This window comes from Rhodovastum atsumiense, assembly GCF_937425535.1.
GTDB lineage: Bacteria > Pseudomonadota > Alphaproteobacteria > Acetobacterales > Acetobacteraceae > Rhodovastum > Rhodovastum atsumiense.
In genome coordinates, this window is sequence record NZ_OW485602.1 from 69,870 (window position 1) to 84,942 (window position 15,073).

General features: G+C 69.1%; 12 protein-coding genes. 5 read left to right on the top strand and 7 right to left on the bottom strand.

What is annotated here, in order from left to right; translation table 11 throughout:
- Positions 1-39 precede the first annotated feature (39 nt).
- The 3 genes from NBY65_RS29410 to NBY65_RS29415 all read right to left on the bottom strand — a co-directional run bounded on the left by NBY65_RS29410 (position 40) and on the right by NBY65_RS29415 (position 1,896).
- A complete protein-coding gene (locus tag NBY65_RS29410; protein ID WP_250265821.1) occupies positions 40-519 on the bottom strand; it encodes a PTS sugar transporter subunit IIA in 480 nt (159 codons plus the stop codon).
- 128 nt (positions 520-647) lie between these two features.
- The gene (locus tag NBY65_RS34165; protein WP_408904189.1) at positions 648-959 is read right to left on the bottom strand and encodes a Tn3 family transposase; all 312 of its coding nucleotides are present in this window, start codon (positions 957-959) and stop codon (positions 648-650) included.
- Positions 960-975: 16 nt separating this feature from the next.
- Positions 976-1,896: a LysR substrate-binding domain-containing protein gene (locus NBY65_RS29415; RefSeq protein ID WP_250265822.1), complete on the bottom strand. Its 921-nt coding sequence runs from the start codon at positions 1,894-1,896 to the stop codon at positions 976-978.
- Between the two features lie 105 nt (positions 1,897-2,001).
- Here NBY65_RS29415 and NBY65_RS29420 point away from each other — a divergent pair, with 105 nt between their 5' ends.
- Entirely contained in the window at positions 2,002-5,562 is a 3,561-nt protein-coding gene (locus tag NBY65_RS29420) for an ABC transporter ATP-binding protein (protein WP_250265823.1), read from the top strand.
- 93 nt (positions 5,563-5,655) lie between these two features.
- Here NBY65_RS29420 and NBY65_RS29425 read toward each other — a convergent pair whose 3' ends face one another.
- Genes NBY65_RS29425 through NBY65_RS29435 form a run of 3 tightly spaced genes read right to left on the bottom strand, consistent with a single transcriptional unit; the run spans position 5,656 to position 9,876 of the window.
- Positions 5,656-7,635 carry an ABC transporter permease subunit gene (locus tag NBY65_RS29425; RefSeq protein ID WP_250265824.1) on the bottom strand — a complete coding sequence of 660 codons (1,980 nt, stop codon included), beginning with the start codon at positions 7,633-7,635 and terminating at the stop codon, positions 5,656-5,658.
- Between the two features lie 4 nt (positions 7,636-7,639).
- Entirely contained in the window at positions 7,640-8,680 is a 1,041-nt protein-coding gene (locus NBY65_RS29430) for an amino acid ABC transporter substrate-binding protein (protein ID WP_408904190.1), read from the bottom strand.
- A gap of 32 nt (positions 8,681-8,712) precedes the next feature.
- Positions 8,713-9,876, bottom strand: a complete 1,164-nt coding sequence (locus NBY65_RS29435) for an aminotransferase class V-fold PLP-dependent enzyme (RefSeq protein WP_250265825.1) — start codon at positions 9,874-9,876, stop codon at positions 8,713-8,715.
- A gap of 522 nt (positions 9,877-10,398) precedes the next feature.
- On the opposite strand from NBY65_RS29435, the gene NBY65_RS29440 reads away from it, so the two are divergent.
- The 4 genes from NBY65_RS29440 (at position 10,399) to NBY65_RS29455 (ending at position 14,504) form a co-directional block, all read left to right on the top strand.
- The gene (locus tag NBY65_RS29440; RefSeq protein WP_250265826.1) at positions 10,399-11,355 is read left to right on the top strand and encodes a site-specific integrase; all 957 of its coding nucleotides are present in this window, start codon (positions 10,399-10,401) and stop codon (positions 11,353-11,355) included.
- Positions 11,356-11,358: 3 nt separating this feature from the next.
- Positions 11,359-12,027, top strand: coding sequence for a hypothetical protein (locus NBY65_RS29445; RefSeq protein ID WP_250265827.1), 669 nt, complete (start codon positions 11,359-11,361; stop codon positions 12,025-12,027).
- A gap of 449 nt (positions 12,028-12,476) precedes the next feature.
- The gene (locus NBY65_RS29450) at positions 12,477-13,394 is read left to right on the top strand and encodes a replication protein RepA (RefSeq protein ID WP_250265828.1); all 918 of its coding nucleotides are present in this window, start codon (positions 12,477-12,479) and stop codon (positions 13,392-13,394) included.
- Between the two features lie 126 nt (positions 13,395-13,520).
- A complete protein-coding gene (locus NBY65_RS29455; protein WP_250265683.1) occupies positions 13,521-14,504 on the top strand; it encodes an IS1595 family transposase in 984 nt (327 codons plus the stop codon).
- Here the strand turns inward: NBY65_RS29455 and NBY65_RS29460 are convergent.
- Positions 14,477-14,926, bottom strand: coding sequence for a hypothetical protein (locus NBY65_RS29460; protein ID WP_250265829.1), 450 nt, complete (start codon positions 14,924-14,926; stop codon positions 14,477-14,479). The two genes, NBY65_RS29455 and NBY65_RS29460, sit on opposite strands and share 28 nt — an antisense overlap.
- Positions 14,927-15,073: the final 147 nt, after the last annotated feature.

Below are 15,073 nucleotides of genomic sequence, written 5' to 3' on the forward strand. Positions count from 1 at the left end.
TGGGCGACGAAAAATGGTGCGCCAGGGTTTGACGGCGCATCACCCGTCCACCGGTGAGTCCTCGGGTGGGCGGCCGTACCGCTCCAGGATCGCGACGATTTCCTCGGCCGAGCTCGCCTCCCGCAGCCGGCGCAGCGCCTGCGGTTCGCGCAGCGCCCGGCAGGCCTCGGACAGTGCGGGCAGGAAGCCCCCGGGGGAGGCCTCCGGCCAGAGCACGAGGATGACGAGGTCCACCGGCCTTTCGTCGCGGGCCTCGAAGTCCACCGCGCGCCGCAAGCGCGCGAAGATCATGACCGGCGGAGGGTCGCCTTCCAGCCGGGCATGGGGCAGCGCGACCCCGCGGCCCAGGGCGGTCGGGCCGAGGCTCTCGCGTGCCTGCAAGGCATCAAGGATTTCCTGCTCCTGGCGGCCGAGCCGGCTGGCGGACTCGGCCGCCAGGAGTCGCAGCAGGTCCTGCTTGTCGGCGGCGGCAAGGTCGAGAATGACGTCGGTTGCGGAGAGGTGGTGCGTGATCCCCATGAATGTCTCGGATGAAGGAAGCGGCCAAGGTCGGCGGACAAGGGCTGCCGCGGCGCGCAACGTCAAGGACGTCCGGCCCGGCACGCAGCAAGGACCGCATGACCCGCATCTGGGATGGGCATGACCCATCAAGCGCATTCCAAAACCAAAAGGCAACCTGAAGAGATGTTGCGAACTGTGTCTTGATGAAACCGTGATTGCCCGGCTGGCGCGGGCAAGGCGGAGGGCAGGCGCGCCAGGCCGAAGATCGCAGCCGACCGGTCGTGCGTGTCGGAATGCACCGTGGAGGGGGGCAGCAGAGAGCGGTTCCCGGCCACGAAGTCGAGGATGGCGTGCCCCTCATGGGCGCCACAGACCGGGAAGCGCGAGAACAGCACGATGTCGGTGTCCGGGACCGAAGAGTTCGGCCTCGCCCTGCTCCACCTCGCATGCGGCATCATCACCTGCCGCCATGCCCTACCGGGACAGGCACTCGGCGCCGCCCGCCGCCAGCAGGAAGTCGTGGAGCTGGGCGACGTGCGGATCGGGCGCGGTGCCGTGGCGCCGCCGCAGCACGAACACCCAGGACCCCGGCATCTGCCGCGGCGCGAACAGCCGCACCAGCCGCCCGGCCGCCAACTCGTCGTCGACCATCGGCGAGCGGCCGAGCGCGATCCCGGCCCCGGCGATGGCCGCGCCGATCGCCTGGTTGAAATTGCTGAACCGCACGATGGTGGCGCGGGCATCCGGCAGGCCCAGCGCGGCGAGCCAGGTCCGCCACCCCTTCTCCGGGCTGGTGCCGTGCTCCTCCTCCAGCAGCCCGTGCCGCAGCAATTCCTCCGCCACCCCCCGCAGCCCCAGCGCCGGGCTGCACACCGGGAACACCGTCTCGGCGAACAACAGCCGCTCGCCCGCGTCGATCGCCCCCGGCCGCGCCCGGCCGATGGCGAGGTCGAGGCCCTCGCGCTGCAGGTCCGGCTCCTCCTCGATCGCCCGCATGTGCCAGGTGACGCTCGGGTGCTGCGCGGCGAACGTGGCCAGACGCGGCGCCAGCCACAGCGATCCGAGCGAGCCGTTGGCGGAAATCGTCAGCACCGGCCGTTCCCGGCCTGCCGCGGCCCGCACCGCATCGCAGCTCGCGGTGAGCTGGGCGAAAGCCGTCTCCACGCCTTGCAGCAACAGGATGCCAGCCGCGGTCGGCGCGGTGCGCGCGCTGCCGGCGCCATTGGTCGCCCGGTGGAGCAGCTTCAGGCCCAGTTCCGCCTCCAATCCGCGGATCTGGTGGCTGATGGCGCTGGTACTGACGTGCAGCGCCTCGGCGGCGCGGGCGAAGCTGCCGTGTCGCGCGACGGCAGCGAAGGCCCGCAGCGCCGCCAGCGGAGGGATGCGATGGGTCATCGCTGTCCAATCTAGCTCAACAGCGGATGAAAAACTCGCGTTTGCGTGGGCCTCGCGCAACGCCGCACCATTCCGCCCGATCACGCCCACCCCATGGAGCCGCCGATGTATTTCGACCTGACCCTATGGCGCATGACGGCAGGGTTGCGCGGGATGATGGCGGGCGGCGTGTTGCTCGGCCTGCTGGCGCTGGCCGCCGGGATTGCCCGCTTCGCCTTCCTGGGCCAGGGGCTGGCGCTGGTTTTCGCCGGGGCGGGGCTGGGGGCAGTCTTGCTGCCGCTCCTCGCCGCCATCGCCGCGGTGTTGCTGCGGGCCGGGCTCGATCATGCGCGCGCGGTCATTGCCCATCGCACCGCGGCCGAGGTCCAGGGACGCCTGCGCGGCACGCTGTTCGATCGCATTGCCGCTCTCGGGCCGGCCTGGTTCGCCGGGGAGCGTACCGGCGGGGTGATGCTGTCGATGGTCGACGGCGTCGAGCAATTGCAGACCTTCTTCGGCCAGTACCTGCCGCAGCTCGCGATCGCCGCCTGCGCCCCCGTCGTCATCTTCGCCTTCATCGCCTTCTGGGACGTGCCCGTCGCGGCCGTGTTGCTGGTGGCGGCGCTGCTGACCCTGGTGTTGCCGGCGCTGGCCCATCGCTGGGACCGCCGCGCCTCCATCGCCCGGCAGCGTGCCTTCAAGGCCTTCGGTGGCGAGTTCCTCGACGCGGTGCAGGGCCTGCCGACGCTGCAGGCCTTCGGCCAGAGCCGCGCCTGGGGGGAGCGGCTGGCCGAGCGTGCCCGCGCGCTGTATCGCAGCACGTTCTGGGTGCTGGCGCTCAGCGTGCTGACGCGGGGCATCACCGACCTCGGCATGGCGCTGGGCGCCGCCCTGGCGCTGATCCTCGGCGCGCACCGCGTTGCCACCGGGGAGATGAGCCTGGAGGCGCTGCTGGTGGTGCTGATGGCGGGCACCGAGATCTTCCGGCCGTTGCGCGACCTGCGCTCTGTTTTGCATCAGGGCATGATCGGCCAGTCGGCGGCCTCCGGCATCAACGCGCTGCTGGCGGCCGAGCCGGCCGTGCCGCCGGGCGGCGCCGCGCTGCCGGCGGATGCCCCGCCCGGCATCGTCTTCGACGCCGTGCGCTTTGCCTATCCGGGCGGACGGGGGCCGGCGCATGACGGGCTCAGCTTCCGCATCGCCGCTGGCGAGCGGATCGGCATCGTCGGGCCGAGCGGGGCGGGGAAATCCTCCATCCTGCGGCTGTTGCTGCGCCAGCACGATCCACAATCCGGCCGCATCAGCATCGGCGGGCACGACCTGCGCGGCCTCGATCCGGACAGCATCCGCGGCCGGGTGGCGATCGTCGCCCAGGACAGCGTGTTGTTCCACGGCACGGTGGAGGACAATTTGCGTCTCGGCCGGCCGGAGGCGAGCCAGGCGGAGATCGAGGCGGCCTGCCGCGCCGCCAATGCGCACGACTTCATCCAGGCCCTGCCCGGCGGCTATGGCGCGCTGATCGGCGAGCGCGGGGTGATGCTCTCGGGCGGGCAGCGCCAGCGCCTGGCCATCGCCCGCGCGCTGTTGCGCGACGCGCCGATCCTGGTGCTGGACGAGGCGCTTTCGGCGGTGGACGCCGAGAACGAGGCGGTCATCCAGCAAGCGCTGGGCCGGCTGATGCAGGGTCGCACCACGCTGATCCTGGCGCATCGCCTGTCCAGCGTGATCGGCGCCGACCGCATCCTGGTCATCGACCACGGGCGCGTGGTGCAGGAGGGGACCCATGCCGCGTTGTTGCGCGAGGACGGCATCTATCGCCGGCTGATGGGGGAGCAGGCGGCCGGCAACGGCGCGGCGGCGACCCTGCCTGTGGCGGCGCCGGAGGCCCGGAGCGCGGACGATGCCGGGGTGGCGCCGCGTGACCTGAACACGGAGGCCCTGTCGATCGGTTGGCGGGAGACGCTCGGCAGCCTCCTCCACGTCATCCGGCCCTGGCGCGGCAAGCTGGCGGTGACCGTGCTGCTCGGGATCGGCCGGGTCGCCGCTTTCATCGGCGTCGGCGCGCTCGGCGCCCTGCTCATTGCCGCGGTGCGGGCAGGGGCGCCGGTCGCTCCCTGGGCGATCGGCCTGCTGGTCGCGGCCCCCCTGGCGGCGCTGCTGCACTGGCTCGAATCCTGGCTGGCGCACGACATGGCCTACCGGCTGCTGGCGGAGATGCGGATCGATCTGTTCGCCCGGCTGGATGCGCTGGGGCCGGCCTACCTGCTGCGCCGGCGCTCCGGCGACCTGGTGGCGCTGGCGACCCAGGATGTCGAGACGGTAGAGTATTTCTACGCCCATACCGTGGCGCCGGCGGTGATTGCCCTGCTGGTTCCGGCGGTCGTGCTCGGCGTGCTGGCGGCGATTGCCTGGCCCCTGGCGCTGGCGCTGCTGCCCTTCCTGGGCTGGGCCGCGCTCTCGCCGCTGCGCGGGCGGGCCCGGATCGACCGGCAGGGGGCGGCGGCGCGGGCCGCTCTCGGGCAGCTCGGCGCCCAGGTGACGGAGACCATCCAGGGGCTGGCCGACCTGCAGGCCTTCCAGGCGGTCGGCCGCCGCCGGGCCGGCTTCCTGGCGGTGCTGGTGGAGTACCGCAGGCTCCGACTGGCGCTGCTCGATGACCTCTCGCGCGCCGCAGTCGGGCTCGAGGTGGCGACGGGGCTGGGCGGGCTCGCGGTGGCGACGGCGGGCGCTGCCATGGCTGCGGCCGGGCAGCTCGACCCGGCGTTGCTGCCGTTGCTGATCCTGCTCTCTGTCGCCGCCTTTCTGCCGGTCTCCGAAATCAGTCAGGTCGGGCGGCAACTGGCCGACACCATCGCCTCGACCCGACGGCTGCGGGTGGTGGAGCGCGAGGTGCCGGCGGTGAGCAGTGGCATGCTGGAGCCGGTGGCGCCGCCGGGCGGCTCGGCCATTGCCTTCGAGGCGGTGCGCTTCACCTATCCGGGCCGTACCCGTCCGGCGCTGGAGGGCGTCGACATCCGCGTGCCGCCCGGGGCGACGGTGGCGCTGGTCGGCCCCTCGGGCGCCGGTAAATCCACCATCGCCAACCTGCTGCTGCGCTTCTGGGATCCGGAGCGGGGAGCGGTCACGCTGGATGGCGTCGCGCTGCCGCGGCTCACGCTCGACGGGTTGCGCCGGCACGTTGCCTTGGTTGCTCAGGACACCTACCTGTTCAACGACACGCTGGAGGCGAATATCCGCCTGGCCCGGCCGGAGGCGAGCGCGGCCGATCTGGCGCGCGCGGTCGGGCAGGCGGCGCTGGGGGATTTCGTCGCCGCCCTGCCAGAGGGGCTGGCGACGCGCGTCGGGGAGCGTGGCGTGCAGCTCTCCGGCGGCCAGCGCCAGCGCATCGCCATCGCGCGCGCCTTCCTGAAGGATGCGCCGGTCCTGGTGCTGGACGAGGCGACCTCGCACCTCGATTCGATCAGCGAGGCGCAGATCCGCGCGGCCCTGGACACATTGATGCGGCACCGCACGACGCTGGTGATCGCGCACCGGCTCTCCACCATCCGCGACGCCGACCTGATCCTGGTCCTGCAAGGCGGGCGGGTGGTGGAATCCGGCGACCATGCCGCGTTGCTGGCGCGGGGCGGGACCTATGCGCGCCTGGTCCGCCAGCAGATGCCAGGGATGGGCGCCGCGGCGGAGTAGGTGCGGGATTCTTGCCCCCCGATGCGCAGGCCGTGTTGGGGCGCGACGGCGCGGGCTGGCATGCTTCCGGCGATCCTGTGGTCGCGGACCGGGTCAGCCTTGCGATGTTGCCTCCCTGCGCGCCCGCAGGGCATCGGCGTATCGGCCCAGCGGGTAGCAGATGAGAAAATACGTGGCCGCAAGCAGCAGGTAGGCATCCGGTGCGGCGGTGCGCCACTGGGGCTCCTGGACCGCGAGCTGCGTGGTTGCCGTCAGGTCAAGCAGCCCCACCACCAGCACCAGCGACGTATCCTTTACCGTCGAGACGAACACGTTCACCGCGGCCGGAAGGCCGATGCGCAGGGCCTGCGGCAGTTGCACCAGCATCAAGGTGGCTGGCGCGGAAAGCCCCAGGCTGCGGGCTGCCTCCACCTGTCCGGCCGGCAGGGCGCGCAGGGCGGAGCGCAGCACCACGGCCAGTTGCGCGGCCGTGACGCCGATCAGCGCCGCCAGGGCGCGCGCCAACTTGCTGCCGCTCCAGTCCGGCGCCAGCAACAGCGGCAGCAGCACGCTGGCCGCCAGGAGCAGCACGACCACCGGCACGCTGCGAAAAAGGGCGATGATCATTCCTGTTGTCACCCGCAGCGCCAGGTGTCGGGACTGGCCCCCGAGGGCAAGTGGCAGGGCGATGAACGCGCCCAGGATCAGCGCCAGCGCCGCCAGACCGAGCGTGAGCGGCAACCCGCCCCAGTCGGCACTGGGGACGGGAGCCAGCCCGCCGCCCCCGCCCATCAACCAGCCCCACAGCGCCAGCAGCACCAGGCAGCCCAGTGCAGCGCGCACCGGATGCCGCCCGGCCACCCGGCCGGTGCCCAGCAGGCCCAGGGCCAGCAGCGCGGTCGCCAGCGCCGGGCGCCATTGTTCCGCCAGTGGATAGCTGCCGAACAGGATCAGACGCCACTTCTCCTCAACCACCGCCCAGCAGGCACCGTTCGCCGCCGCGCAGGCGCGCGGCCCCCCGGTGAAGGCGGCCTGATCGATGCCCCAGTAGCCGATTGCCAGCGCCAGCGCACCGCCCAGCGCCACATTCCCCCAATGACCGGCCCGGCCGTGCCGCCCCGTCCACTTGTGGGGGGCAGCGGGTTGCAGCGCGGTCCGGCTGGAGGGGCGTTCCAGCGCGCGCAAGGCCAGCACCAGCACTCCGTTCAGTGCCAGATAGGTCAGCACCACCAGGATCAGCCCTTCCAGACCGCGCCCGGTCTGGTTGACCGCGATGTTCGTCACGCCGACCAGATCCTGATAGCCGATGAGCAGCCCGAGCGAGGCGTTCTTGACCAGTTGCAGCACCTGCCAGATGCCGGGCGCCAGGGCGAAACCCAATGCCTGCGGCAGGATCACCAGCCGCAGCGCCAGACGGTTCGGCAGGCCGAGCGCCGTCGCCGCCTCCGTCTGCCCGGCAGGGACGGCTGCCAGTCCCGCGCGCAGCACCTCCGCCAGGTAGGCCGCGTGGAAGACGCCGAGTCCAAAGGCCAGGGCGCAGAACTCCGGACTGAGCGACACCCCGCCCTCGATGTTGAAGCCTTGCAGGGCCGGAACGCTGAGGGTGCCGTTCACGAAGCTGGGCAACGCCAGACCGCGATTGCTCAGCAGCACACCCGGCAGCAGGTGCCACGCCGCGCGTGGCCCGGGCAGGTTAAGCAGCAGCCCGTACCAGAGGAAAAGTTGCAGCGGCAGCGGCGTGTTGCGCAGCGGCTCGATGATCCAGGTGGCCAGGGTGCGCGCCATCTGCCAGGGGGAATGGCGCGCGATGGCCAGGGGCACCGCCAGCGCCAGGGCCAGCAGCACCGCGCAGCCGGCCACCCGCACCGTGTTCAGCAGCCCCGCCAGGATGGCCCACCAGGCGGCGGCGTCGGGGGAGACCTCGAGAACGCCCTCCGCCACGGCAAAGCCGGCACGGCCGCCGAGAGCGGAAAAGTCCAGGCTCAATCCCCGCCGGGCCAGCGCGGATGTCAGCGCCAGCCACAGCAAAACCAGGATGAGCAGCGCGACGCCCGTGCCGAGCCAGGCGTCGCGACGACTTTCCGCCTCTGTCATGGCGTTATTGGATGGGGGGGCCGTAGAGCAATCCGCCGTCCCGCCACAGCGCGTTCTGGCCACGCGCCAGCGCCAGCGGTGTGTCGGGGCCGAGATTGCGCGCGAAGATCTCGCCGTAATTGCCCACCTGGGTGATGACGCGGGCGGCCCAGTCCTCTGGCAGGCCGAACGCCTTGCCGATGCCAGGCGTGACACCGAGCAGACGTTTGACGTCGGGGTTGGTGGAGGCGCGGTCGGCCTCGACGCTTTTGCTGGTGACGCCGAGTTCCTCGGCGTTGATCAGGACGTTGAGTGTCCAGCGGGCGATCTGGAAGAACGCCACGTCGTCGGCGCGCACCACCGGCGAGAGCGGCGACTTGTTGATGCGCTCGGGCAGGATGACAAAATCGGCCGGGCGTGGTGCGCGCGCGGCGCGGCTGGCCGCCAGGGTGGAAGCGTCGGAGAGATAGACGTCGCAGCGTCCGGCATAGAACGCGGCTTCCAACTCCGGCAGGCTTTCGATCACCACGGACCGGTAGGCAAGCTTGTTGGCGGAGAAATAGTCGGCGAGGTTCTGCTCGTTGACCGTTCCGGGCTGCACGCACACCGTCGCGCCGCCCAGTTCTTTGGCGCTGTGCACGCCCAGCCGCGCCGGGACCATGAAGGCCTGGCCGTCGTAGAAGATGGTGCCGACGAAGATCAGGCCAAGCGGCCCGTCGCGCCCCGAGGTCCAGGTGGTGTTGCGCGAGAGCACATCGATCTCGCCCGATTGCAGTACGGCGAAGCGCTGCGCCGAACTCAGAGGTTGGAAGCGCACCTTCTTTGCGTCCCCCAGCACGGCGGCGGCGAGGGCGCGGCAGTAGTCGGCGTCCAGCCCGCGCCAGACACCCTGGCTATCGGGCAGAGAGAGACCGGCGGAACCCTGGCTGACGCCGCAGACGAGTTCGCCCCGCTGGCGGATGCGGTCCAGCGTGGTGCCGGCAAAGGCCGGGTCGGCCATCGGCGCCAGGAGCAGCAGCGCCCCGAGTGCCGCCAGCACGACGTGCCGGCTCTTGCTGAAGAACATGGTCACCTCAGTTGTCGGGAAAGGAGCGAAGCTCAGCGGCCGGCTTGCCTGAACTCAGCCAGCGCCTGCAGGAGCGCATCGACGTCGCGTTCGTCGTTGTAGATGTGAAGGCCGATCCGCAGCCGGTCCTCGCGGGCGCTGACATGAATGTTGCGGGCGCGCAGCGCGGCGACGGCAGCGGCGGCATCGAAACCCGGGCCGGTGAGGCCGAGCAGGTGTGCGGCGCGATGCGGCGCGGCGTGCAGGTCCAGTGCGGAAGCGCCCTTTACCAAACGGTCGGTCAGCGCGCGCAGGCGGGCCTCGATGCGGGGCACGCCAATTTCCTGGAGGATGCCGATGCCCGCGACGGCCATCGGCACGGTGACGAAGTTGGCACGCTCCCCCATGTCGTAACGTCGCGCGCCGGGCATGAAACGCAGTTCCCGGCCGTACCGGTTGGTGATCTGATCGGCACCGAGGCGGCTGAAAGTGTGCTCTTCCAGCGGCTGGCCGCTCTGGCGGTGCGGCGCCGCGTAGAGCAGCGCCAGCCCGTACGGGCCAAGCAGCCATTTGTAGGTGGCAAAGGCCAGGAAATCCGGCTGCACGCGCCGTACGTCCAGGGGGCGGACGCCGACAGACTGTGTGCCGTCCACCACCAGCGCCGCGCCGTGCTGGCGCGCTGCCGCGCCGATGGTCTCCAGGTCCAGGGCGGTGCCATCGGTCCAGTGCACATGGGTCAGCGCCAGAATGGCGATGCGCGGACCCTGCCTGGCCTCCAGGCGCCGCAGGATGGCGCTGGTCCAGTTGCTGTCGTCGGGGCGGGGAAGTTCTTCGTGCACCGCGCCGGCCTGTTCGGCGGCGCGGATCCATGCGAACACCTGGGAGGGATGTTCCTGCTGCATCGTCAGCACCGCCTCGCCGGCGGCGAGCGGCAGGTTGGCGGCGGCGGTCGCAATGCCGTAGCTGGTGGCGGCGACGATGGCGATGTCGTCCGCGGCCGCGCCGATCAGCCCGGACGCGGCTCCGCGCAGGGCCTCGATGCCGTCGTAGAAGCTGGCGCGGGACAGGGTCCACGGCGCGGTTTTGCGCAGAATGCCAGCCTCGCCGGCCTCTCGCACACGATGCGGAATGGGCGTCATGAAGGCGGCATCCGCATAGATCAGGCCGTCGGGAATGTCGAAGAGGTCACGCCATGCGGTGCTCGGGGAGTCGGTCACGGATAATATGCTTTCACAACGTTATTTTATAACTTATACGTTAGCGTGCCGTTGCGTTGCGGGAGTGTCAATTGCAAAACTGCGAATTTCAGTCGTGCAATTCGATGCCTCCCCCCGGCCACGCGCGAGCAGCCGAGCCGATCCAGGCGCACGACGGCCAGCGTGTCGCCACGCTGCGCTGCCTCCGCCCAGGTCTCGTTGGAAACAAGTAGGGTAAGGATGGACGATCGGACACGTGGACCACGACCGCAATGCTCATGACGAAATTCGATCATGATCATGGGAAATATTTATTCTGATCCAGAAAACACGAAGGCTGTTGTAAAATACACAATTTACGCGATCATTAGCCGGGTCACGCGACAACCGATACCTCGTTCCACCGCGCCTCACAGGGGCAAAGTCGAGGCCCGTCCGATGGCATGCTCCCTGACCGGCCGACGCACGGGGGAGGAAGCTGCATTTTTGCACCATCCCGCCTGACAAGCTGCCAGACTGGACGTATCCTGGTGCGGACTTGCCATGGCCGAAACCCTTCCCGCCCTTTCCGGCGCCGCAGCCTTCGCGGCCGCCCGCGACTACGCCGCTGACGCCCACTCCGCGGCGACGCGCCGCGCCTATCGTGCCGACTGGGCCGACTTCACTGCCTTCTGCCGCGCCGCCAACCTGTCCCCTCTGCCGGCCGCGCCGCAGACCGTCGCTGCGTATTTCGCCGCCATGGCGGCCACGCATGCCCGCAGTACCATCCAGCGCCGCCTCGCCGCCATCGGCCAGGCGCACAAGCTGGCGGGCCAGGAGTGGATCCCCTCGCACCCGCTTATTCGCACCACGCTGCGTGGCATCGGCCGCCGTCACGGCAGTGCCGTGCGCCGCGCGGCCGCACTGACCACCGCCGAGATCCGCAAGCTCGTCGCCACCTGCCGGGACGATCTCACCGGCCTGCGCGACCGCGCCATGATCCTGCTTGGTTTCGCCGGGGCGCTGCGCCGGTCCGAACTGGTCGGCATTAACCGCGAGCACCTGGTCCTGCGCGAGAGCGGCATCCGCCTCACCATTCCCCGCAGCAAGGGCGACCAGGAGGGCGCGGGGGTGGAGATCGGCATTCCCAAGGGCAATCGCCGCGAGACCTGTCCCGTGCGGGCGTTGGAAGCCTGGCTGCTGGCCTCGGACTGCCAGTTCGGCCCGGTTTTCCGCAAGGTGGACCTCTGGGGCAACATCGAGCATCGCCGCCTGCATCCCGATGCGGTCCGTCAGATCCTGCTCCGGCGCGCGAAGCAGGCCGGCATCGAGGTGCCCGGGGGCGAGCGCCTCTCTCCGCACGGCCTGCGGGCCGGCTTCGTCACCGAGGCCTACCTGGCCGGGGCCCGCGACGAGCAGATCATGGCCCATACCCGTCACGCCGACCTCAAGACCATGCGCGGCTACGTCCGTCGCGCCAAACTGGTCAGCGACAGTCCGGCGAAGCTGCTGGGGCTCTGAGCCTTGGCAGGTGGCGAGAGCGCGTTCGGCCTGCCCGTCGGGCCGGGGCGGCGGCGGGCGGCCCGGGCCGTCGCTGCGCCGCCTGCCGCGGTTGGGGTGCTGGCCTTGCCGCAGCCGGACTGGGTCCAGACCACGCTCAGCGTGACCGGGCCCGCCGACCTGATCGCCACCTTCCGCGCCGCCGCTGCCGGCGCCGGCATCATCCCGTGGGTCCATGACTACGACCGTATGGAAGAAGACTGGTTCCACCTCTTCCTGACCGCGCCTGCCGGCGAGCGCCCGATCAGCCTCGCGGGCGCCCGCATTCTCGCCCGCCAGTTGCGGGAGGCGGTGTGGGCCCAGCACGAGGACGCGGTCAGCATGGTCGGCGTCAGCCGTGCCTGCCCGTTCGACCTGCACAGCCTTGTGCCGGTCCCTTTCGACATCCTGCGGCTCGGCGATGACGACCCGCGCGCCATCGCCTGGCTGTGGGAGAACTGGGGCACCACCTGGCCGCTGCGCCGGATCGAGGAGGTCATCGTGCCGCCGGCCGGATCATCGCCTGCGCCTGATGGGGACCGGCCTGGCTTCCGCTTGCGGTTCTGGAGCGCGGACTGGACCCCCTGGCAGGCGCTGGCGCGCGTGCAGGCGGAATGGCCGGCGCTTCGGTTCACGGTGTGCCCGGTGGTTTGAATCCGCCGGCGCGAACTCTTGTAGCACCTCAGGGGGCTCCCGAGTCGCAGCCTGGAGTGCAGGTTGGGTGCGAACTCTTGTAGCACCTCCTTGCGCTTTGGCTTCAGCCTACTTTCAATGCATTGCAAATGTTATCCACAGATGCTGTGGATAACTCTCCTGGAAAAATGCAGATTTTTGAAACACTTGCCCGAGTGATTCCAGAGTTCGCAGTCTTGTCGGCTGGAGCAGCCCGATATCCACAGGGCGAGTGCGTACTCTGGGTACGCCGGGTGCGTACTCTGGGTACGCCCTGCCTGGACCACTTATTACAGATCAATGGCTTACAGAGTTATCCCGCGTACTCTGGGTACGCATAACCAGTATAAGAATCTAGTAGCTCTTCCTAGTAGCTGCCGTACCCAAAGTACGCACTCCCGACTGCCGACCATTCGGGCATGATCAGGCGCATGGGACAGGTGCATGAGCTTCTGGCGAGCAGGGGGCGGCAGGCAGCTCTGGAAAGCGGCCTCGAACGCGGCATTGTGGAAACCGCAGAAGCCTATTTGAGCAACGAGGAAGGCGGAACCAACTTCCTGTATTCGGGGTGGTGCCAGACCGCTTTGCCTCACAAGCGTACCCAGGATGATGAAATCTGGCGTGTGGACAGCGGTCCGATCAGTTTGATCATCCAGCCAGGTATCGAGGTCATCGGCGAGCAGACAGTGCCCATCGGGGTGCCGTTTGGTTCACGGGCGCGGCTGATCCTGCTTTACCTGCAGACCACGGCGCTCAAGACCGGCAGCCGGGAAATAGAGCTTGGGAAGAGCCTGCGCCAATGGCTTGGCCGGATGGGTATCAAGGCCGTCGGCGGAAAGGCGATTGATGGTGTACGTGAGCAGGCACTGCGCATCGGAACGTGCAACATCACCTTTTACTTCACTGCAGGGCAAAAGAAGGGCTTTGTTCGCCAGCCGATCGTCGAAGCGGGCATGTTCGAAGAATCCGATAGCCCCCGGCCGCGCTTCCTGGAAGCGGTGAAACTGGGGGAAAATTTCTTTGAGCAATTGAGGAAGCATCCTGTTCCCGTCGAGGATGCCGCGATCCAGGCAATCAACAACAACTCGCAGGCGCTCGATATATACGTTTGGCTTGCGTACCGCCTGCATTCACTCAAAGAGCCAACGCCGCTATCCTGGCGGGCTGCGAAGGGGCAGTTTGGCCAAGGCGTCGCGGAGCTGCGGAAGTTCAAGCAGACGTTCAAAAAGAGCCTTGAACTGGCGTTGGCTGTCTACCCCGCCGCGAAGGTCGATCTGGTGGACGATGGTCTGCGGCTGTACCCGTCGCGACCGCCAGTGGCATCGAAGCTGATTGCGGTCGGCGCATAGGCGACCGGGCTGCTGCCTGGGTGCAAACCCGCGGCATTATGGAGCTGCCGCCACGAGCGAAATCAGCCTTGTACTCCTGCCGGGCTTCTGGCAGGAAAGGGTTGGGATCATTGCAGGTGGCTGGCCATGGCGCAACATTTCCTGCTTTCCGCGGCGGCACGCTCGCTCAGTACGGCGAAGGTCATGCGCATGTCGGATAGCGGCGTGGTGAACGTGTTCGTGCGCCTCCGCTGGCCTGAAACCGACGGCAAGCCGGTCTGCCCTGGCTGCGGCTGCATGATCTGCTACGCCTGCCCGAGATCACCGGACCGGCCGCGCTGGCGTTGCAAAGCGTGCCGCGGCGATTTCTCCATTACTTCGGGGACGCTGTTTGCGCACCACAAGCTGCCGTTGCGCACCTATCTGCTGGCCGTCGTCGCGTTCTGCAACGAGGTCAAGGGCCACAGCATGCTCGCGCTCTCCCGTGAGCTCGATGTCCAGTACAAGACGGCATTCGTCCTGGCGCACAAAATGCGCGAGGCAATGGCGTCCAGCACGAAGGCGTTGCGCATCGGCGGTGCAGGACGTGAGGTCGAGCTCGACGGCGCCTATTTCGGCGGCCATGTCCGGCCAGCCAATCTAGCGGCGAACCGGGTCGACCGGCGACTCGCCGAGAACCAGTCGGGCAAGCGCCAGGTCGTCGTGGTGATGCGCGAACGCCGCGGCCCCACGCTGGTGCAGGTGGTGCCGGCCGAGGAAGCTGTGCTGCCGATCATTTCCCAGCGGATCGCCCAAGCCACCGAGCTGCATGCCGACGAGAGCCCGGCCTGGAACAGGCTGCATGCCCACTTTCCGATGCGGCGTGTCAACCACCAGGAGGGCTATAGCATCGGGGGCGCCTGCACCAACGGCGCGGAGTCCTATTTTTCCCGTCTGCGCCGCAGCGAGCTGGGGCACCACCACCACATCGCCGGGCCGTATCTCCTCCGCTATGCCCAGGAAGCCGCCTGGCGGGAAGACGCGCGGCGCGTCAGCAACGGCGAGCAGGTGCATGGGGTGGTCCGCCTGGCTTTGCGGGGCCGGCCATCGATCGACTTCTGCGGCTATTGGCAGCGTTCCCGGGCGGCCTGACGTACCCGCCATCTGACCACGCCGGCGGTCTCGACCCGCTCGATCGTGTCCTTGGCGCGGTTGAGCGATGCCAGAACGGTCTTCTGGATCAAGGCGTGCTGGCAATCGTCGCTGAGCGAAATGCTCTTCAGCTCCGTCATCCGCTCGACCACCTCGCGCGTCGTCATCGGCTGCGGCGCATCGCGCAGCACGTCGTAGATCAGCCGAAGGCATTCACCAGGGCGGAACCAGGCATTGCATCGCCGCCGCTGTCGAGGGCCGATCTCCTCGGGCCGGGTTTCCGGATCGAACAGCCGCATGGTGACATCGAGATGCATCAGGGCAGCGCGGTGCTCGCCCAGCTCCCACTCCAGGCCTTTCACCAGCCCCGCCAACTCGGAGCGCTTGTCACGCAATACACGGATGACATGCTGCTCGGCCACCGCCACTCTCCTTCCGCATACCAGTGGGACGAGAGTAGATAGCCGATCTCAGAACGCGAACCGGCCAGCGGTGGCTTGTGCTACATGATACCGCAAACCCGCGCTTCGGCCTGTGCAAATCGCTCCATCGCGGTGATGGCAGGGGCG